Source organism: Microbacterium sp. LjRoot45 (genome assembly GCF_964253325.1).
In the GTDB taxonomy this organism is placed as follows: domain Bacteria; phylum Actinomycetota; class Actinomycetes; order Actinomycetales; family Microbacteriaceae; genus Microbacterium.
Map to the genome: position 1 here is coordinate 3,200,555 of NZ_CAXUQM020000001.1, position 18,305 is coordinate 3,218,859.

22 protein-coding genes are annotated in these 18,305 nt (G+C 70.1%); 8 read left to right on the forward strand and 14 right to left on the reverse strand.

The features are described 5' to 3' along the window. Positions 1-22: 22 nt before the first annotated feature. On the reverse strand, positions 23-973 hold the full coding sequence (locus ACSQ18_RS15210) for a Gfo/Idh/MocA family protein (RefSeq protein WP_436038316.1): 951 nt from the start codon (positions 971-973) through the stop codon (positions 23-25). A 70-nt stretch (positions 974-1,043) separates the two neighbouring features. On the opposite strand from ACSQ18_RS15210, the gene ACSQ18_RS15215 reads away from it, so the two are divergent. After that, positions 1,044-1,967 carry an NADP-dependent oxidoreductase gene (locus ACSQ18_RS15215; RefSeq protein WP_436038318.1) on the forward strand — a complete coding sequence of 308 codons (924 nt, stop codon included), beginning with the start codon at positions 1,044-1,046 and terminating at the stop codon, positions 1,965-1,967. A 229-nt stretch (positions 1,968-2,196) separates the two neighbouring features. On the opposite strand, the gene ACSQ18_RS15220 is transcribed toward ACSQ18_RS15215, so the two are convergent. From ACSQ18_RS15220 to ACSQ18_RS15235, 4 genes are all read right to left on the reverse strand, one after another. Further along, positions 2,197-2,493 (reverse strand): hypothetical protein, encoded by a 297-nt coding sequence (locus tag ACSQ18_RS15220; protein ID WP_436038320.1) that lies wholly within the window; start codon positions 2,491-2,493, stop codon positions 2,197-2,199. Positions 2,494-2,635: 142 nt separating this feature from the next. Further along, positions 2,636-3,403, reverse strand: coding sequence for an alpha/beta fold hydrolase (locus ACSQ18_RS15225; protein ID WP_436038462.1), 768 nt, complete (start codon positions 3,401-3,403; stop codon positions 2,636-2,638). Between the two features lie 60 nt (positions 3,404-3,463). After that, on the reverse strand, positions 3,464-4,996 hold the full coding sequence (locus ACSQ18_RS15230) for an MATE family efflux transporter (RefSeq protein ID WP_436038322.1): 1,533 nt from the start codon (positions 4,994-4,996) through the stop codon (positions 3,464-3,466). Positions 4,997-5,114: 118 nt separating this feature from the next. Continuing rightward, complete coding sequence (locus tag ACSQ18_RS15235) at positions 5,115-5,981, reverse strand: 3-methyladenine DNA glycosylase (RefSeq protein WP_436038463.1); 867 nt, start codon at positions 5,979-5,981, stop codon at positions 5,115-5,117. A gap of 124 nt (positions 5,982-6,105) precedes the next feature. Between ACSQ18_RS15235 and ACSQ18_RS15240 the strand changes: the two genes are divergently transcribed. The 6 genes from ACSQ18_RS15240 to ACSQ18_RS15265 all read left to right on the forward strand — a co-directional run bounded on the left by ACSQ18_RS15240 (position 6,106) and on the right by ACSQ18_RS15265 (position 11,980). Beyond that, complete coding sequence (locus tag ACSQ18_RS15240) at positions 6,106-7,020, forward strand: DUF808 domain-containing protein (RefSeq protein ID WP_144806675.1); 915 nt, start codon at positions 6,106-6,108, stop codon at positions 7,018-7,020. Positions 7,021-7,054: 34 nt separating this feature from the next. After that, on the forward strand, positions 7,055-8,449 hold the full coding sequence (locus ACSQ18_RS15245) for a serine hydrolase domain-containing protein (RefSeq protein WP_436038324.1): 1,395 nt from the start codon (positions 7,055-7,057) through the stop codon (positions 8,447-8,449). A gap of 37 nt (positions 8,450-8,486) precedes the next feature. Continuing rightward, entirely contained in the window at positions 8,487-9,026 is a 540-nt protein-coding gene (locus tag ACSQ18_RS15250) for a YaeQ family protein (protein ID WP_436038326.1), read from the forward strand. A gap of 509 nt (positions 9,027-9,535) precedes the next feature. Next, entirely contained in the window at positions 9,536-9,994 is a 459-nt protein-coding gene (locus ACSQ18_RS15255) for an SRPBCC family protein (protein WP_436038327.1), read from the forward strand. Between the two features lie 111 nt (positions 9,995-10,105). Then, entirely contained in the window at positions 10,106-11,044 is a 939-nt protein-coding gene (locus ACSQ18_RS15260; protein ID WP_436038328.1) for an SDR family oxidoreductase, read from the forward strand. An 87-nt stretch (positions 11,045-11,131) separates the two neighbouring features. Continuing rightward, on the forward strand, positions 11,132-11,980 hold the full coding sequence (locus tag ACSQ18_RS15265; RefSeq protein WP_436038329.1) for a helix-turn-helix transcriptional regulator: 849 nt from the start codon (positions 11,132-11,134) through the stop codon (positions 11,978-11,980). Positions 11,981-11,983: 3 nt separating this feature from the next. Here the strand turns inward: ACSQ18_RS15265 and ACSQ18_RS15270 are convergent, their stop codons facing one another. The 7 genes from ACSQ18_RS15270 to ACSQ18_RS15300 form a co-directional block, all read right to left on the reverse strand. Continuing rightward, positions 11,984-12,688, reverse strand: a complete 705-nt coding sequence (locus ACSQ18_RS15270; protein WP_436038331.1) for a cation diffusion facilitator family transporter — start codon at positions 12,686-12,688, stop codon at positions 11,984-11,986. Next, positions 12,670-12,999, reverse strand: a complete 330-nt coding sequence (locus tag ACSQ18_RS15275; RefSeq protein ID WP_436038332.1) for an ArsR/SmtB family transcription factor — start codon at positions 12,997-12,999, stop codon at positions 12,670-12,672. Before ACSQ18_RS15275 ends, ACSQ18_RS15270 begins: the two co-directional genes overlap by 19 nt. A 65-nt stretch (positions 13,000-13,064) precedes the next feature. Beyond that, positions 13,065-13,559: an N-acetyltransferase family protein gene (locus ACSQ18_RS15280; protein WP_436038333.1), complete on the reverse strand. Its 495-nt coding sequence runs from the start codon at positions 13,557-13,559 to the stop codon at positions 13,065-13,067. A 7-nt stretch (positions 13,560-13,566) separates the two neighbouring features. Next, positions 13,567-13,794: an RNA-binding S4 domain-containing protein gene (locus ACSQ18_RS15285; RefSeq protein ID WP_144806685.1), complete on the reverse strand. Its 228-nt coding sequence runs from the start codon at positions 13,792-13,794 to the stop codon at positions 13,567-13,569. Between the two features lie 25 nt (positions 13,795-13,819). Beyond that, entirely contained in the window at positions 13,820-14,542 is a 723-nt protein-coding gene (locus tag ACSQ18_RS15290; protein WP_436038334.1) for a class I SAM-dependent DNA methyltransferase, read from the reverse strand. 91 nt (positions 14,543-14,633) lie between these two features. Beyond that, positions 14,634-14,954, reverse strand: a complete 321-nt coding sequence (locus tag ACSQ18_RS15295) for a hypothetical protein (RefSeq protein ID WP_436038335.1) — start codon at positions 14,952-14,954, stop codon at positions 14,634-14,636. Between the two features lie 143 nt (positions 14,955-15,097). Then, on the reverse strand, positions 15,098-15,757 hold the full coding sequence (locus ACSQ18_RS15300; RefSeq protein ID WP_436038336.1) for a TetR/AcrR family transcriptional regulator: 660 nt from the start codon (positions 15,755-15,757) through the stop codon (positions 15,098-15,100). A 106-nt stretch (positions 15,758-15,863) separates the two neighbouring features. On the opposite strand from ACSQ18_RS15300, the gene ACSQ18_RS15305 reads away from it, so the two are divergent. Next, positions 15,864-16,313 carry a DUF6326 family protein gene (locus tag ACSQ18_RS15305; RefSeq protein ID WP_436038337.1) on the forward strand — a complete coding sequence of 150 codons (450 nt, stop codon included), beginning with the start codon at positions 15,864-15,866 and terminating at the stop codon, positions 16,311-16,313. Positions 16,314-16,353: 40 nt separating this feature from the next. On the opposite strand, the gene ACSQ18_RS15310 is transcribed toward ACSQ18_RS15305, so the two are convergent. Beyond that, positions 16,354-17,067, reverse strand: a complete 714-nt coding sequence (locus ACSQ18_RS15310) for a tyrosine-protein phosphatase (RefSeq protein WP_436038338.1) — start codon at positions 17,065-17,067, stop codon at positions 16,354-16,356. A gap of 12 nt (positions 17,068-17,079) precedes the next feature. Next, positions 17,080-17,697 (reverse strand): dihydrofolate reductase family protein, encoded by a 618-nt coding sequence (locus tag ACSQ18_RS15315; protein WP_436038340.1) that lies wholly within the window; start codon positions 17,695-17,697, stop codon positions 17,080-17,082. Positions 17,698-18,305: the final 608 nt, after the last annotated feature.

Sequence of the window (18,305 nt, forward strand, 5' to 3'; positions counted from 1 at the left end):
ATGCCGTCAGCCCGGGATGCCGTCAGCCCGCCGCACCGCGGATGACCTCCACGGCGCGCAGCACCGCGAGGGTGCGCTGCTGATCGACGTTCGGATCGTCCTCGCCGCGCACCAGCGCCACGAAGCGCGCCACCTCGTAGGTCATGTTGTTGTCGTCGCCGTCGATGCGGTGCTCCTCCGGCTCGCCTCCGAGCGGCGTGAACACGACGACGCGGGGGTCGGTGATCCGATCGATCGTGAGCGTGCCGAGCTCGCCCTGGATCTCGCTGGGCCGAGTCGAGGCGGTGATCTTCGAGAAGCCGATGTCGGCGACGAAACCGGGATAAGTGAGGAGCGCGGTGCCGGCCCCGTCAGCACCCGTCGCGATTGTCACGGTGACGCCGGTGACGGCATCCGGTGCGCCGAACAGCGCGATCGCGGCGCTCAACGGGTAGACGCCGAGGTCGAACAGCGCCCCTCCCGACAACGCAGGGTCGAAGATGTTCGGCGTCTCCCCCTGCAGGACCAGGTCGTAGCGGGCCGACCGCTGGCACAGTGCGAACGAGACGCGGCGGACGACGCCGACCTTCGGCAGCAGGTCGCGGACCGTCCGCAGGCCCGGGTCGTACGCGTTGCGCATGCCCTCGAAGACCACCACGCCCCGCGCAGCGGCGTGGGCAACCAGGTCGGCGAACTCCTCGGACGTGGGGGTCGCCGGCTTCTCGAGGAACACGTGCAGGCCGAGATCGATCGCGGCGCGCGCCTGCGTCGCGTGCGCACCGTTCGGCGAGCCGACGTACACCGCGTCGACGCGCCCGGCGAGAGCGGCGAGATCGTCGACGGCATCCGGGATGCCGGTGCGCTCCGCGAACGCACGACCCCGGTCGAGGTCACGCGAATACGCCACCTCGACGGCGACGCCGTCCACGCGCGACACCGCCTCGATGAAGCGCTCGGTGATGGTGCTGGTGCCGATGGTCGCGAGTCTGATCACGGCATCCACGTTAGGCGTGTGTGCGCCGGGGGCAGGAATGCGCGCGGGGCCGCTGTCGTTGGCATCCGGCATGAAGGCACTCGTCTATCGCGACTTCGGCGGCTCCGACCGCTTCGAGATCACCGACCTCCCCGCTCCCCACATCGGACCCGACACGCTCGTCGTGCGGGTCGTCGCGGCAGGGCTCAACCCCGTCGACTACAAGGTGCGCGAGGGCTACCTCCGCGGCCTGATCGACACGACCCTCCCCGCCGTTCCCGGGTGGGACGTCGCGGGCGTCGTCGAGCAGACCGGCCTGGACACCCCCGAGTTCGCGGTGGGCGACGCGGTACTCGCCTACGCGCGCGCCGACGTCGTGCAGCACGGCTCGCTCGCCGAGCTCATGCCCGTGCCGGTGCGTACGGCCACCCTCAAGCCCGAGGGCATCAGCTTCGAGCAGGCCGCCGCTCTCCCCCTCACCGGATTGACGGCGCTGCAGTCGATCGAGCGCTCGGGTCTCGGCGAGGGTTCCACCGTGCTCATCCACGGCGCGGCCGGCGGGGTCGGCTCGTTCGGCGTGCAGCTCGCGAAGCTGCGCGGTGCCCGCGTGATCGGCACCGCCTCGCCCCGCAACCACGACTACCTGCGCGACCTCGGCGCCGAACCGGTCGCGTACGGCGACGGCCTCGTGGATGCCGCGAAGGAGCTCGCGCCCGAAGGATTCGACGTCATCATCGACTTCGCCGGCGGGTCGTCCCTCGACTCGACATCGGCGCTTTCGAAGGACGGCGGTCGCGTCGTCTCCATCGCCGACCCGCGCGCCCGGACCGAGTTCGGCGGCGATTACGTCTGGGTGCGTCCCGACGCGGCGCAGCTCGGCGAGCTCGCGGCTCTCGTCGCCGACGGCACGCTGCGGGTCGAGATCGCCGCGACCTTCCCGCTCGATGAGGGCGCGGCCGCCTACGCGCAGCTGGAGGAGGGCCACACGCGCGGGAAGATCGTCGTCACGGTCTGACCTCCGCCGCGCGGGGGGCGTAGCGGGGCTGCGCCCGACGGGGCGCGTGCAGAATTGCGGAGATGTGCCCGCACACGGGGCTGCGCCCGACGGGGCGCGTGCAGAATCGCGGAGATGTGCACGATTTCGGATGCCACGAGGCACTTCGATCCGAAATGTGGTCCATCTCCGCGATCCTGCACGCCCCTGCGCGCCGCGCTGCGCGCTGCACGCGGGCCGAGCCACCCGCTCAGCTCATAGCGCGGTCGAACATCCCGAGGGCTAGCACCAGTCCCCCGATGATGACCGCGATGCCGAGGATCGGGACCCACGTCAGATCGCGGCGCGTCCGCCATGCGACGAACATCGCCCCCGCGGTGAGGACAAAGCTCGCGACGACGAGCGCCACGTACACCATGCCCGCACGATCCGCGTCGGCCAGATCGCAGTCCGGAGAGCACGCGTTTCCCGCGAACAACGTGCGGGAGACCCAGACGACCGTGGTGACCACCGCAGCCACGATTTGCAAGACCGCCACGGCGGCCACCGCGGCGACGGCTCGGCGTCGGAAGATTACGGTCAACCGTTGCTTTGCCATGGTCAGTCGAAGTTATCAGTGACGTATCAGCCGGCAATCCGCGATCCTGCGCCCCAATCCAGCGCCCCACCGCGCGCGCCGCGCCACCCGCTCAGCCGGCGAGGAACTCCAGCGCGGCGGCGCGGAACACCCGTGATCCCGGCGCATTGAAGTGGTGCCGGTCGGGGATCTCGAGGAATTGCCCCTCGGGGCACGCGGCCGCGAGGGCACGCGACCCCTCGATGATCGCGTCGAGGGTGCCCGTCGCGAACAGCACCGGCTGGTGCGGCGCGTGGGCCGGGTCGGGGTCGGCCTGCTTCGATTCGCGCAGGCCGGTGGCGATCGCGAGCAGGGCCCGTAGGTCGTTCCCCGGCACGCGCTCGGTGAGGCGGATGTAGTTCTGGGTCACGGCATCCGTCACCGGGGTGCCGTGGTCGGCGAGCGCGCGCACCTGGTCGAGATCGAGACGGGCGAGGGGGATGCCGTCGGGCACCCCGCCCAGCACGGCGCGGGGGATGCGGGGGGCGATGTCCTGCAGCACCTCCCACCCGACGCGGGCACCGAGCGAGTAGCCGACGTAGCGCGCCTCGTCGACGAGGTAGGTGTCGAGCACCGCTTCGACGTCGCCGGCCAGCTGCCGCAGGCGGTAGTCACGGGCGTCATGGGGCTTGTCGCTGGCGCCGTGGCCGCGCTGGTCGAGCGCGAGCACCCGGTAGCCCGCGCGCTGCAGGTCGCGCACCCAGCCGGTGCTGACCCAGTTGTCCTTCGTGCTCGAGGCGAACCCGTGCACCATCACGACCGTCGGCTGATCCTCGTCACCCCACGAGTAGGTGGCGATGCGATGGCCCTCGCCGACCATGATGTACTGCGGGTCGGGCATCTCGGTCAGCTGGGGGAGGTTCACACCCCCGATTCTGCACCCGCCCGCACCCCCGCGAGCTCAGCGGCGCCGGCTGCCCTCCCGGCGAGCGCCCCGGCGGGTGAACACGCGGACCAGATGCGCGCGGGTCGCCGTGGCGGCCGCGGCCGGCTGCTGCGGGAGCGCGATCGGCTGGGTCACGATCGCGTCGACGACCATCGAGCCGTCGCTCGGACCGATGACGGGGATGGCGTCGGTGGGGGTCGGCGCGGCGGGCGTCACCGGCATCCGTGCCAGGCTCCGGTGCGCGCGCACGTACGCCGGGATGAGGATGACGACCGCGCCGAACCACGCCAGGGGGTTGCTCCAGGCGACGCCGACGAAGCCGAACCAGGCCCCCAGGACGACCGCGGCTCCCGTGCGCGCGAACAGCTCGACGACGCCGGTGACGGTGGGGATCATCGTGTGGCCGAGTCCCTGCAGCGCGCCGCGGAGGATGAACAGCACGGCGAGCGCGGAGTAGCTGGCGCCGTTGATGATGAGCATGAGCGCAGCGAGGTCGACGACCTCGTCGGAGCCGTCGCCGACGAACAGGCGCACGATGCCGGCACCGAAGAGGATGAGCAGCGCCCCGAGCACGACCGCCGCCCCGAGCGCCAACCAGGTGGCCTGGACGACGCCGCGGCGGATGCGGTCGGGGCGTCCGCCGCCGTGGTTCTGTGCGACGAACATCGACGTGGCGAGGCCGAGCGACATGAGCAGTGCGACCGCGAGGCCGTCGACACGGGATGCCGTCGTGTACGCCGCGACCGAAGCCGCGCCCTGCTCGTTGAGCGCGACCTGCACCGCGAGGGTCCCGATCGCGATGATCGAGGCCTGGAACCCCATCGGCAGGCCGAGGCGGAGGTGCTCGGCGAGGTCGCGGCGCGTCACGCGCCAGTCGTGGCGGCGCACGTGGAGCACCGGCACACGGCGGCGCACGTACTCGAGGCACAGGAGCACGGAGACCGCCTGCGACAGGACGGTCGCCAGCGCCGCCCCGGCGACACCCCAGCCCCACGGACCCACCATGAGCACGACGAGGCCGACGTTCAGCACGCACGCGAGCGTCAGGAAGACGAGGGGCGTGCGGGAGTCGCCGATGGCGCGGATGATCGCCGACAGGAAGTTGAAGAACATCATCGTGCTCGCGCCGAGGAAGCTGATCTGCGCGAAGACGACGGCATCCTCCATGAGTTCCGTCGGCGTCTGGAGCAGTTCGAGGCCGGGGCGGGCCAGCATGGGGGCGAAGAGGGTGAGCACGACGCTCGTGATGCCCGTGAGCACCGCGCCGGAGGCGACCGACCGACGTACGGCCGCGTGATCCTGGGCGCCGAAGGCCTGTGCGGTGGGGATCGCGAAGCCCGACGTGAGTCCCCACGCGAACCCCAGCAGCAGGAACAGCAGACTGCCCGTCGCCCCGACCGCGGCGAGAGCGTCGACGCCCAGCCAGCGGCCCACCACGATCGCATCGGCGACCTGGTAGAGCTGCTGGACGACGTTGCCGATCAGCAGGGGCACCGAGAACGCGAGGATGACGCGCCAGGGGCTTCCGGTGGTGAGAGTGCGGGCCATGCGGATGCTTCCAGGACGAGAAGGGAAGAAGGGGATGCCGTCGCGAACGCGACCCGGACAGTGTATCGAATCGATTCGGGCGCGGGGAAGGGAAACGGCCCGGATGTGTCTTCGGGCTCTACCGCGCTGCGCTCAGCGCGCCGCTGACGATCGCGCGCAGCGTCGCCCGCAGCGGCGCGGCGCGTTCGGCGAAGCCTCGCTGCTGCGCGACGTACTCGGCCTTCCCGTCCGCGGTCTCGATCGCCACCGGCGCGTATCCCCAGTCGGCGAGGTCGTAGGGGGAGGCGCGCATGTCGAGCGTGCGGATGTCGCGCGCGAGCTCGAACGCGTCGAGCAGCACGTCGCCGGGGACGAGCGGACCGAGCTTCACGGCCCATTTATAGAGGTCCATGTTCGCGTGGAGACACCCCGGCTGCTCGCTCGCCGCCTGCGCCTCCCGCGACAACGGCGCGCGGTTGCGTGGCACGGCGTCAGGGGTGAAGAAGCGGAACGCATCGAAATGCGTGCACCCGAGCGCGTGCGCATCGACGACGGCATCCGTCTCGTCCTGTCCGAGACGCAGCGGCACGGGATGCCGGTGCGCGCCCTGGCGGTAGACCATCGCCCACTCGTGGAGCCCGAAGCACCCGAACTGCGCGCGCCGGCTCTCCGTCGCCCGGAGGATGCCGGCGATGCCGCGCAGCATGAGCTCCTTCTCCCCCGCGAACCCCGCGACGTCGACGACGACGTCGTCACCGTCAAGCCGGTACCCCCGCCAGTGCGCGCGGGCGGTGGCCGCGGCATCCACAAGGCGCACTCCCCCACCCGGATGCCAACGGCGCAACACCGACGGCTTGTAGCTGTAGTAGGTGTACAGGAAGTCGTCGACCGGGTGGGTGAGGCCGCGGGCGGCGCGCTCGCGGCGCCCGGCGGTCAGCAGGTCGGCGCGCTCCGCGTGCAGACGTTCCCGCTCGCGCCAGAGTGCGGGTTCGGCCGCCTCGACCACCTCGCCGGAAGCCGCGTCGGCGAGCGCGGCGAGGACGGTGGCGGAAGCGGGCACGCCACGAGGATACGCGGCGGGGCCGCGCGTGCCGTAAGTTGGCTCCGCCGGAAAACACTCGGGGGTCACTGTGTCCGTTGGTCTGCTCGCCGTCGTCGACGACATCCTCAGTGCTGCGCTCAAGGCGTCGGCGAAGTCGGCGGGTGTCGTGATCGACGACGCCGCCGTCACCCCGCAGTACGTGCAGGGCATCACCCCCGCCCGCGAACTCCCGGTCGTCGGCAAGATCGCTCTCGGGTCGCTCGCGAACAAGTTCCTGCTCATCATCCCCGCGGCCATGCTGCTGACGGCCTTCGCCCCGGGGGTGCTGCCGTGGCTGCTCATCGTCGGCGGCGCGTACCTCTGCTTCGAGGGCGCCGAGAAGGTGCTCGAGTGGTTCGGGTTCCACCACGGGCACGAAGACGAGGGCGGTCGCGACGAGAAGCGGCTCGTGGCCGGAGCGATCCGCACCGACCTCATCCTGTCCACCGAGATCATGCTGATCTCGCTGTCCAACATCGACCCCGACCTCAACGTGTGGATGCGGCTCGCCGTGCTCGCTCTCATCGCCCTGCTGATGACCGGTCTCGTCTACGGCGCCGTCGCCCTCCTCGTGAAGATCGACGACATCGGACTGCGAATGGCCAAGAACCCGTCGCGTCGGGTGCGCCACACCGGTACGCGCATCGTCCGGTCGATGCCCGTCGTCTTCCGCGTCATCAGCATCGTCGGCACGGTCGCGATGCTCTGGGTCGGCGGACACCTCCTCCTCGTGAACCTCGGCGAGGTCGGCTGGCACTTCCCCGTCGACGTGCTGCACGGCGTCGAGCACGCGCTCGAGCCGCTCGGGGGATTCATCGTCTGGCTGGGCGACACGGCCGTATCGGCCGTCGCGGGGCTGGCGGCGGGGCTCGTGATCGTCGGGGTCGTGCTCGGCGTCGCGAAGCTGTTCGGCCGCCGGCCGTCGTTCTCCGAGGGCGGCGAGGCCCCGAACTCCGCGCATTGAGCCCGGGCGGCTCGGTCCGGGGCAGACTGGGAGTATGACTTCCCCCGTGCCCCCGGCCGCCGTCCTCGCTCTCACCGAGAGCCTGTCGTCCGAAGGGCTCGACCCGCACGCCCTCGTCGTCGCGCGTCACGGCGAGGTCGTCGCGTCGCACGCGTGGACGCCGTGGGCGATCGACCGCCCGGCACTGTCGTACTCGGCATCCAAGACGTTCACGTCGCTCGCCATCGGACTGCTCGAGGCCGAGGGGCGGCTCACGCTCGACGCGTCGGCGGGCGACCTCCTCGGCCTGCCGAACCCGCACGGCATCACCGTGCGTCACCTGCTGACGATGAACACGGGCCACAACATGTCGCAGATCGAGTCCTTCGACTTCGACGTGGCCGCTCTCCTGGCCACCCCGCCCGCGGCCGCCCCGGGCACGGCGTTCGCCTACAACTCGGATGCCACGTACGCGCTGTCGTGCATCGTCACTGCTCTCACGGGTGAGCAGTTGACCGACTACCTCCGTCCGCGGCTGCTCGATCCGCTCGGGATCGGCCGGCGCTGGATGACGCCGGTGCACGGTGTCGATCTCGGCGCATCGGGCTTCCACCTCACCACCGACGATCTCGCGCGGCTCGGCATCATGCTCGGCGACGGCGGGCGCTTCGCGGGCGCGCAGCTCGTGCCGGCGTCGTACATCGACGAACTGTCGCGCGCGTGGTCGGACACTCGAGACCCCGCGCAACCGGACGACCCCGACAACGACTGGACCTACGGGTACGGCTATCAGGTCTGGCGCGGTCGCGAGGGCTTCCGGGTCGACGGCGCCTACGGGCAGTTCGCTGTCGTGCTCCCCGAGCGCGGCCTCGTGATCGCCTACCAGGGCGCGACGCTCGATACGCAGCGTACGATGCGCGCGTTCTGGCGCTTCGCCGAAGCGGTCGACGTGGCCGATGCGGCGGCGGACGCCGACACCGCAGCGGGTGCGCAACCGGGCAGCGTGGGCGCGTCCGACGCGTGGGACTCCCGCTCCGCCCTCGCTCCCGCGCCGGACGGGACGATGGATGCCACGGGAGCCCGCCTCGATGACACCGGCGGCGGCTGGAGCCTCACCCTCCCGCCCGCCGTCACCGGCGGTGCCGCACAGACCTTCGCCGTCGGGGCCGCGGGGTGGACCCGCACCGTCCTCGACCTGCCGGCTCCGGCCGACACGGCACCGGCGGTCGTCACCGTCCGCCCGGCCGAGACGGGAACCGTCGTCGTGGTCGAAGCGCGCGGCGAAGCGGATGCCGACGGCATCCTGGTCCACGTCGTGGTCGCCACGTCACCACACCGGCTGATCGTTCGCCGCAGCGTCGACGGCGACATCACCGTCGCGTGGCACACGGCGCCGCTGCGCGGCGGGACGCTCGCCACCGTGGCCGTGCCGGCGTGGGTCGCGGCGTGACCACCGCGCGCCGCCCGCGCGCGTAGGCTCGTTCGTCATGGCCATCGGCGCGACTCTGCACACCTTCACCGTCCAGCTCGCCGATGTCGATCGCGGCGTGTACGAGGAGTTGTCGCTGCGCGTGGCGCGGCATCCGTCCGAGACCGACGCATTCATGATGACGCGCGTGCTCGCCCATTGCCTCGAGTACGAGGAGGGCATCGCGTTCAGCGACGGGATCGCCGCGACCGACGAGCCGGCCGTATCGTTGCGCGATCTCACGGGCCGCCTGCTCGCGTGGATCGAAGTCGGCGCCCCGGATGCCGCGCGCCTCCACCGCGGCAGCAGCGCGGCGGACCGCACCGTCGTGTACACGCATCGCGACCCGGAGAAGGTCGCCGCGCTGTGGGCCGGGAAGCGCATCCACCGCGCCGATCAGGTACTGCTGCACAGCTTCGAGCCCGGCTTCGTCGAGGCCGCGGCGGCTCTCGTGGAACGTCGCAACGAGATGACCCTGTCGGTGACGGAGCGTCGCGTGTATCTCGACCTCAACGGCACGACTCTCACGTCGGCGATCGAGACGCGCACGGCGCAGTAGGGCGGAGTGGGGCGCGCGAAGCGAGATCCGCGACCCCGAAATCAGAAGAACCCCGGCTCGCATTCCCTCCCCCGGGACCGCGAGCCGAGGCTCTTCTTCGTTGCTGTGGGCCGAAGCCCAAGTCAATGTGTCGGGCGCTTCTTCCGCTCTCCCCCCAGAGAACCGAAGCGCTCAACTCATTGGTTTCACGGTACCCCGGGCCGGAGACGCCGACGGCGCGCTTCGGGGTTTCCGACGGCTTTCTTTGGGGAAACCTGAGCTTCCCGACGAAGGGCTGGACGGGAGGGGAAGGGGCGGTCGGCAACCCTGGGAAAGCTCCCGACCGCCCACCGGCTGACCACCCACACCCGGGGATCGTCCGGCGAGTACCGCCACTCCCCCCGGAGTAGGCGCTCGCCTCCACGGGAAGAAGCGAGCAGGCCCAGAAGCGGCACTCGCAGAAGAAGACGGAGCAACCCCCAAAACATGACGGGATTTCGCAGAATTTTCTGCGGCGCTACCGTGTGCACATGAGCACGTACATCGTCACCCGATCGATCGAGACCTCCGCATCGCCCTCCCGCGTTCACGCGTTCGTCGATGATTTCCGCCACTGGTCCGCATGGTCGCCCTGGGAAGACCTCGACCCGTCGATGCGTCGCGCCTACAGCGGCGCCGATTCGGGTGTCGGGGCGCACTACTCGTGGACCGGCGACGGCAAGGTGGGTCAGGGCGAGATGACGATCGAGTCGTCCACGCCGGAGGCCATCGGCATCCGTCTGGAGTTCATCAAACCGTTCAAGGCACTCTGCCCGACGCGCTTCGAGTTCACGCCGGTCGGGGAGGGCACCCGCGTCAGCTGGACGATGGAGGGCGAGAACCGAGGGCTCATGGCGGTGCTGGCGCCGCTGCTGCGCATCCAGAAGTCGATCGAAAAAGACTTCGACCGAGGTCTGACCAAGCTGAAGGCGGTCGCCGAGTCCTCCTGACCGGAAAGGAGGACCGGCGATCCGCGGATGATTCTGCCCTGAACGCGGGCGGTTTCCGCGGACAGCATGGCTCGTGACGTCCGATCGGCCGTCGCGACCCCGAGGAGCATCGTGCCCACCCCCATCGACATTCCCGTACCCGACCTCCACGGAGCGCGCGCCGTCGTCACCGGCGCCAGCGACGGTGTCGGCTTCGAGATCGCCGCGCGTCTCGCTCGCGCCGGCGCGGAGCTGGTGCTGCCCGTGCGCAACCCGGCGAAAGGCGAGGATGCCGTGGCCCGGCTCCGCGAACGCACTCCGTCGGCCGCCGTCGAGCTGCTGCCGGTCGAGCTGTCCTCTCTCGCGTCGGTGGCCGACCTCACCACACGGTTGAACGACGACGGCAGGCCTATCGGCATCCTCATCAACAACGCGGGTGTCATGACGCCGCCGGAGCGCGTCGTCTCACCCGACGGCTTCGAGCTCCAGCTCGCGACGAATCACCTGGGCCACGTGGCCCTGGTCGCCGGGCTCCTGCCGCTCCTGCGAGCGGGCGATGCTCGGGTCGTGAGCCAGGTCAGCATCGCGGCGGATGAGCGAGCCGTGCAATGGGACGACCCCAACTCCGAGCGCAACTATCACGCCATGAGCGCGTACAGCTCGTCGAAGATCCTGCTGGGCCTCGTCGCCGCAGAACTCGACCGACGGAGCCGCGCGGCCGGGTGGGGGATGCGGAGCATGCTGTCCCACCCCGGCATCACGCCGACCAACCTCCTCGCGGCCCAGCCCGGAATGGGACGCGCGGACGACACTCGGGCCGTGCGTGTCATCCGGGCGCTGTCGCGCCGCGGCATCCTGGTCGGCACCCCCGCCTCCGCAGCGCTGCCCGCTGCGCTGGCCGCGACGAGTCCCTCGGCGGAGGGCGGTCGACTCTACGGACCCCGGGGCTTCCGTCATCTCGGCGGGGCGCCCGCCGAGCAGAAGATGTACTCCCGGCTCACGGGTGTCGACGACGCTCGGCGAGCGTGGGAGTTGACGGAACGTCTACTCGGGATGCCGATCGGGTTGTAGCGACAATCCCCACCGGAAGGGCAAGCGCCGCAACGGGGGGATCGGCAGTCCCTTGCACGGTCCCCGGCGCGACGGGAGACTCAGGTGATGGACAGGCCGCAGCTCGCCGACTTCCTACGCAAACGGCGGGAGGCGCTGCAGCCCGAAGACGTCGGCCTCACGCGGGGTCGACGGCGTCGCACCGCTGGGCTCCGCCGTGAGGAAGTCGCGGCGCTGTCCGACATGTCGGTCGACTACTACAGCAGGCTCGAGCAGCAGCGCGGTCCGCAGCCCTCGGAGCAGATGCTCGCCGCACTCGCCCGCGGCTTGAGGCTGACCCTCGCCGAACGCGATCATCTCTTCCGGCTCGCGGGACACACCGCGCCGGAGCGGCGCGGACAGTCCGACCACGTGTCGCCCGGCCTGATGCGCGTGCTCGATCGCCTCGCGGACACCCCCGCGCAGATCATGTCGGCGCTCGGCGAGACGCTCGCGCAGACGCCGCCCGCACGCGTCCTTTTCGGCGACGAAACACGCTTCGACGGTCCGTGGCGCAGCATCGGATACCGCTGGTTCCTGCACCCGCCGACGCGTGACGTGTACCCCGAAGCCGATCATCCCCGCCACTCGCGCGCGTTCACCGCCGACATCCGGGCCGTGTACGCCCAGCACGGCGCGACCTCCCGCGCGGGCGCCCTGGTAGCCGAACTCCTGGCGCGCAGCCCGGAGTTCGCGGGGCTGTGGGAGCAGCACGAACTCCGTGACCACCACACCCTCGACAAGAGGCTGCAGCATCCGGAGACCGGCGTCATCGAGGCCCAGTGCCAGGTGCTCGTCGATCCGGACACCGGCCAGTCGCTGCTCGTCATCACGGCGCGGCCCGGCACCGAGAGCTACGACCGGCTGAAACTCCTCGCCGTCATCGGCACTCAGCGGATGACCCCCGACGTCGAGTAGCGATCAATGCGCGTGGTCGTCGTGCGGATGATCGTCGCCGTCTTCGAGGAGCATGCCGACGGACGTCGCGCACGCGTCGCCGCGCCACGCCTCGACACCCTCTCTCACCGCGAACACCGCGATGACGGCGCCGGCGACGGCATCCACCCACCACCATCCGAACAGGCTGTTCGCGAGCAGACCGATGAGCACCGCCGCCGACAAGTACGTGCACAGCAGGGTCTGCTTCGAGTCGGCGACGGCAGTGGCCGAGCCGAGTTCGCGGCCGGCCCGGCGCTCCGCCCACGACAGGAACGGCATGATGACGACACTCAGGCCGGTGATGACGAGGCCGATGGGCGAGTGCTGAACCTCCACGCGGGTGAGCAGAGCGAATGCCGACGACACGAGGACGTAGGCGGCGAGCGCGAAGAAGGCGACGGCGATCACCCGGAGCGTGCCTCGCTCCCAGCGCTCGGGATCCCTCCGCGTGAACTGCCAGGCCACCGCCGCAGCCGACAGCACCTCGATGGTGGAGTCGAGTCCGAATCCGATGAGCGCCACCGAGGATGCCGCGGTGCCCGCCGACAGGGCGATGACCGCCTCGATGACGTTGTAGCCGATCGTGACAGCGACGATCGTGCGGATGCGGCGATGGAGCGTCTGACGGCGATCGGCATCGGTAGCCGTGAACGCCTGGGCGCGCGCGGTCATGCGCAGCACGCGCATCCGTCGATCGTGCACCCTTCGTCGACCGCGACCACCGCCTGGATCAGCTGTCGAATGCCCTGAGTGAGGTGCGGATCGGAGATGTCGTACCGGGTGCGGCGGCCTTCCGGCGTCGCCGCGATCAACCCGCACCCCCGGAGACACGCCAGATGGTTCGACACGTTGGTGCGCGTGAGCCCGAGACCGTGTGCCAACTCCGCCGGGTAACCAGGCCCGTCGAGCAGCGTCAGCAGGATTTTCGCCCTCGTCGGGTCGGATAACGCCTTCCCCACAGAGACGAGGGTCGCTTCCGGCGGGGAAATGGTCAGCATGTACTGACTATACAGTCATGGCTGACCAGTGTGCCGGCGTCTCGTGGCCCGCGCCGAGCGCGAGCTCAGCGCACCATGCGTGCGGCCGTCATCGCGGAGCCGTGGGCGCCTGCCTGCTCCGCGCCGTCGAACCGGAAGCCGTTGCGCTCGTAGAACGCGACCGCCCGCGGATTCTCCTTCGCGACCCACAGGAAGGCCGGCTCGTCGCCGATAGCCTCCGTGAGCAGCGCCTGGCCTGCACCGGTGCCGTAGTGCGCGGCGAGTACATAGATCGCGAAGAGCTGCCGGTCGCGCGGGGCCGTGGCATCCGGCTCCGGTTCGGGCTCGCCCGCCCAGGAGAACCCGATAGTCTCCCCTTCGGCCTCGGCGACCCGGATCGTCGTCGCGGGTCGGGGATTCGTGAGCACGTGCTGCCACGTGCGATGGCGCGCCGCGACGTACTCCGCGGAGAAGAAGCCGCCGGGGAGCAGGTGTGCGTACGCCTCACGCCAGGTCTCGACGTGGAGGTCGGCGAGCACGCTGACGTCATGCGGCACCGCGTCGCGGGTCGTGAAGGTCATCGCCGCGTCACTCGCAGACGCGCACGCGACGACCGTCGTACTCGACCACGTCGCCCAGCTTCAGCTGCGCGCCGCGTCGGCGATCGACCTCACCGTTGACGGTCACGTACCCGTCGATGATCGCCTCCTTGACGTCGCCGCCGGAGTCGAGGAGACCCGCGAACTTCAGGAACTGACCCAGCCGGATGCCGTCGCCACCTATCGAGACATCATCGATCGGGGCGTTATTCGTCATGCTGGGATCGTAGCCGACGGGCGAATCAGCGAGCCCGCAGCACGAAGAACAGGAACCCCAGGAACGCGGTCGTTTCGCCTCGCCGGATGCGGGGCGTCAGGAGATCTTGCGGCGTGTTCGGGGAGGGCGGCGGCTCAGCGATCGTCACGATGTCGAACCCTGCGGCGGTGAACGCGTCGGTGATCGCGTGGAGCGGTCGGTGCCAGAACCTCAGCGTGCCCGGTTGGCCGTCGAACTCGAACTCCTCGGAGTACTCGCGGGTCGCGAAGTAGTCCTCCTCGGGGTGAGTGAAGAAGCGGACGAAGGGGTGGTTGACCGAGACGAGCAACCGTCCGCCCCGACGCAGCACCCGCCGGACCTCTGCGAGAGGCGCCGACCAATCCTCGAAGTAGTGAAGGACGAGGGATGCCACGACGTCGTCGAACGCGTCGTCGTCGAACGGCAGCGGCTCCGCGAGATCGGCTACCAACACGGTGACCTCGTCACCCAGGCGCTCCCGCGCGATCTCGACCATCGCCGGACTTCCGTCGAACGCCGTCACGAAGCCACCGCGGTCCCGGAAGTCCGCCGCCAACGGGCCGGAGCCGCAGCCGGCATCCAGGATTCTCCGCCCTGTGACGTCGCCCGCCAGCGCGAGCAGGGCGGGACGGTTGTAGTGGGCGTTCAGCAAGCTCGTCGCGTTCTCGCGGTCGTAGCTCACGGCGAACGCGTCGTAGTGGTCTGCCTTCACGCGGTGTGCTCCCGTCACTCGAATCGTGTCTGGGTGACGCTACCTCGCCGCCGCCGCGTCTGCGCCGATGTGGTGGGGGTTCCCAGGCAAGCGGGTCAGCCCCGCTGATTCACATGCCGGGGACGGCGAGGATCTCGAGCACCTCGATCGTGCCGCCGTCGGCGCGGTGAGGGTGATCCACCAGCAGGCGCTCGAGCGTGGGCAGGTCGTCGGCCTGCATGAGCGAGTAGCCGCTGATGTGCGACTGAGAGCGGCCGTCGGCACCGGTCAGGCTCTGCGTGGGCGCGCCCAGGTCGACGAGCGCCTCGCCTGCGGCCGTCGCCCACCGCATCCATGCCTCGATCGAGGCGGCGCCGGCGTCAGGGTCGATCGTCGCCATGCGCTCGGCGGCGGAGGTTGCGGAACGGTACAGCACGAGGAACGTCGTCATGGGTCTTCTCCGGTCGGGAAAGGGGGGCGGGATCGGATGCCGACGGCATCCGCCACTTATGAAGACGCGTCCGCGGGACGATCCTGACGGTCGGTGAGAGCAGACGCTCGACGAGCGCCCGGACGGACGACCGTCAAGCGGGTCTACGAAGCGGGCAGCAGCGACGCGAGCGCGTCGAGGATGAGGTCGAGTCCGACGGTGAACTCCGCCCCGGGGTCGTAGCCGGCCGCGACGAGACCCGTCGCCGACTCCCTCAGGTACGGGAACTCCTCGGGAGGGAGCTGCGGCAGATACAGATCCTCGGCTCGATCGGCGAAGTCTTCTGCATCGGTGAAGGGCAGCGCGGTGGATTGGAGCGCGAAACCGTAGACGTAGCTGTCGAGCAGCCAGTTGGCGTGCGTCGCCGCCAGCACGGTGAACCCGGCCTTTCGCAGACATGCGGTCACGGCTTCGCGGTGACGGAGGTTCGCGGGCCCCGGCGTCGAGCGCTCCATGAGGCCGATGGCCCACGGGTGGCGTGCGAGGGCTTCGCGCACGGAGATCGTCCGCTCCCGCATGGCCGATCGCCAGTCGGGGTCGTCGCGGGGCGGGGCGATCTCCTCGAAGACGGCGTCGATCATGGCATCCACGAGCTCGTCCTTGTGGGCGACGTAGTGGTACAGCGACATCGCCCCCGCCCCGAGGGCCGCGGCCAACCGGCGCATGCTCAGGCCGGCCACGCCATCGCCGTCGGCGAGGCGAACGGCCTCGGCCACCACTCTCCGCTTGCTCAGCGCGGCATCGGGCGTATCGCTCGCGGACACGGTGACTCCTCGGTTGTCGATGCGTGACAACCGTACACCGTACGATTTATAGTACGGTGTACGCGTACAGTGTACGAAGACCATCCACAGCTCAAGGAGGCAACACATGACCACCACCACTCAGGCGCCGCGCGCGCTGATCACATCGGCGATCCCCGCACAACTCAAGATCGCCGCCGCATGGGCGAGCGCGATGTTCCTGTACATCTACGTCGACATCCTGAACTTCTATAAGCCGGGCGTGATCGACGGCATCCTGCAGGGCCAGATCTGGAGGTTCGAGGTCAGCGCGGGACTGCTGAGCGTCTTCCTGGTCTCGATGTCGATCCCCGCACTGATGATCGTGCTGTCGACGGCGCTCCCTGCCCGCCTCAACCGCATCACCAACCTCGTCGTCGCGGCGCTGTTCATCCCGTACACCCTGTTCAACGCGGCAGGCTCGACGTGGGAATGGGCGGGCTTCTACACGATCAGCATCGGGCTGGAGGTTCTGCTCCTCGCGTACGTCCTGCGCACCGCCTGGGCATGGCCTCGTGCGGCTGTGCGGGATGCCTGATCGCACCCGGCGGGTGACCGGCGTTCCTGTCGGTCGCCCGTCAGCGTGCGTCGATGTGCCCGCGCCAGGTCATGATCGCGCGTGCCGTGCGCTCGTCCACGCCCGCATGCCGGAACCAGGCGTCGACGTCGAGGTGGCGGTACATCTCCCGGAACGCCGACTCCGGGGTGTGGCCGAACCGGGCGAGCACGCCGAGCCGCAGCTCGACATCGGACGAGCGACCGTGGAGGGCCGCGAGGGCGTCGGCGTTGGCGTACGACGTGAGGTAGTCGGCGGCCGCGGCATCCTCTGTCGCATCCGCCGCCTTCAGCAGGACGGCGGCGACGAGTCCCGTCCGGTCCCAGCCGGCGGCGCAGTGGAAGAGCACCGCCCCATCGGGGGCCGACGCGATGGCCGCCAGCACGCGGACGAGCCGGTGCGGGAGTTCGTGCAGGTGCGCCGCGTAGTACAGCGGGGTGCCCCAGCGGCCGTCGGCCTCTATCGGGTCCCAGAAGTCGCGTTCGTCCCCGTCGAGGTCGACGCGCACGCGATGGATGCCGTCGGGCACCGGCCCGAGCTGCTCCTCCGGCCGACGTAGGTCGACGACGGTGTGCACGCGGTGGTCGCGCAGGGCGGCCCAGCCCGACGGAGTGATCCGGTCGGGCTTCTCCGCGCGAACGAAGACGCCCGCAGGCGTGAGCGAACCGTCGTTGCGCGGGATGCCGCCGAGATCTCGTGCGTTGGCGAGCCCGTCGACCGCGAGAACCGAACCCATGCGGTCAGCCTCTCACGCGCCGCTACCGCCGGTCGGTACCGATGTGCCGATCGGTACCGCTGCCGGTCGGTACCGTTGCGCCACGGCGCCGGAGGCGAACTCGCGTCGCTCGACCAGCTCCAGCGCGAGCTGGTCGTGGAGGCCGTCGAGCAGCCGCGGCCCCCGACCCGCGACGACCGGATGCACGACGAACGTGTACTCATCTATCAGCCCGAGCTCGGCGAGCGCGGCCGGCAGCGCGACACCGCCGAGCGAGATGCCCCGTCCCGGCCGAGCCTTCAGAGCCTCCACGGCGGTGCGAAGGTCACCGTTCGTCCGCTCCGCGTTCCAGTCCACGACCTCGAGCGTGTTCGAGACGACGCTCTTGGGGATCGCATCGATCACGTCCGCGAAAGCGATGTCAGCGGCATCCATCCAGTCGGGCCACACCCCCGACGCAGGTCGGCGCCACGCGGACTGCATCATCTCGTAGGTCACGCGACCGTAGAGCAACGTGTCGGACCGGCGGAGTTCGTCAGTCCAGAACGCCATCGACTCGGCATCCGGCGGCAACCCTGCCTCGTGATGACAGCACCCGTCGAGGGTGACGTTGATCGCGTACCGAAGGGGCTGCACAGCGGTGGGTCGCATCTCGCCGAGTGTTCCACACGACGCGTGCAGGGAACAGGGGTGGGGGTGGGGCATGGGCAGCCTCGGCCGATGGGCACCCCGGAGAGTTCGCACCTCTTCGCAGCGGCAGGCTGCACCGGCAGCATCCCGGGTTGCGAACGATGGTCGGGAGTGACGAGCCGTCGGTGAGTGGCGGTGATCTAGGCCGGGTGGAGCATCCACTGGGTCCTGAACGGGCTCCAGTCTCGCCGCACGGCGTTTGGCCAACCGACGGGGACTGGCAATAGTCACCAGAGCAGTCCCGGCGATGTCCGCCATATCCACCCGCCCAAAGAGGAAGCATGACAGTGCGCCCGATTCTTCTCAGCGCGACCGCCTTGGGCGCGATCACCGGTGGTGCCGTAGCGGTTGCGACGGACCCCGCGTCAGGATTCCTCCCCTGGATAGTTGTGGGCGGGGCGATCGTTGGCGCCGCGACTGGCGTCCTCGCTTTGGCGGCGGGACTTCTGGTGTGGACTGCGTCCGCGAGGACAACTGCCGCCTTTCGCGTGATCTTGCCCTCGGTCGCCGCTACCGTGGTCGGCGCCGCAACCGTTGCGGCATGCCTGGGAGTCGTTCAGAGCCCTGTA

Excerpts from the sequence above, each read along its gene's own strand:
- ACSQ18_RS15225 (WP_436038462.1), bottom strand. The coding sequence starts at position 3,403 with ATGCCCGACCCGCAGTACATCATGGTCGGCGAGGGCCATCGCATCGCC.
- ACSQ18_RS15305 (WP_436038337.1), top strand. The coding sequence starts at position 15,864 with ATGACCACCACCACTCAGGCGCCGCGCGCGCTGATCACATCGGCGATC.
- ACSQ18_RS15275 (WP_436038332.1), bottom strand. The coding sequence starts at position 12,999 with ATGCTGACCATTTCCCCGCCGGAAGCGACCCTCGTCTCTGTGGGGAAG.
- ACSQ18_RS15295 (WP_436038335.1), bottom strand. The coding sequence starts at position 14,954 with ATGACGACGTTCCTCGTGCTGTACCGTTCCGCAACCTCCGCCGCCGAG.
- ACSQ18_RS15215 (WP_436038318.1), top strand. The coding sequence starts at position 1,044 with ATGAAGGCACTCGTCTATCGCGACTTCGGCGGCTCCGACCGCTTCGAG.
- ACSQ18_RS15255 (WP_436038327.1), top strand. The coding sequence starts at position 9,536 with ATGAGCACGTACATCGTCACCCGATCGATCGAGACCTCCGCATCGCCC.
- ACSQ18_RS15285 (WP_144806685.1), bottom strand. The coding sequence starts at position 13,794 with ATGACGAATAACGCCCCGATCGATGATGTCTCGATAGGTGGCGACGGC.
- ACSQ18_RS15245 (WP_436038324.1), top strand. The coding sequence starts at position 7,055 with ATGACTTCCCCCGTGCCCCCGGCCGCCGTCCTCGCTCTCACCGAGAGC.
- ACSQ18_RS15265 (WP_436038329.1), top strand. The coding sequence starts at position 11,132 with ATGGACAGGCCGCAGCTCGCCGACTTCCTACGCAAACGGCGGGAGGCG.
- ACSQ18_RS15280 (WP_436038333.1), bottom strand. The coding sequence starts at position 13,559 with ATGACCTTCACGACCCGCGACGCGGTGCCGCATGACGTCAGCGTGCTC.
- ACSQ18_RS15230 (WP_436038322.1), bottom strand. The coding sequence starts at position 4,996 with ATGGCCCGCACTCTCACCACCGGAAGCCCCTGGCGCGTCATCCTCGCG.
- ACSQ18_RS15315 (WP_436038340.1), bottom strand. The coding sequence starts at position 17,697 with ATGCGACCCACCGCTGTGCAGCCCCTTCGGTACGCGATCAACGTCACC.
- ACSQ18_RS15270 (WP_436038331.1), bottom strand. The coding sequence starts at position 12,688 with ATGCGCGTGCTGCGCATGACCGCGCGCGCCCAGGCGTTCACGGCTACC.
- ACSQ18_RS15250 (WP_436038326.1), top strand. The coding sequence starts at position 8,487 with ATGGCCATCGGCGCGACTCTGCACACCTTCACCGTCCAGCTCGCCGAT.
- ACSQ18_RS15310 (WP_436038338.1), bottom strand. The coding sequence starts at position 17,067 with ATGGGTTCGGTTCTCGCGGTCGACGGGCTCGCCAACGCACGAGATCTC.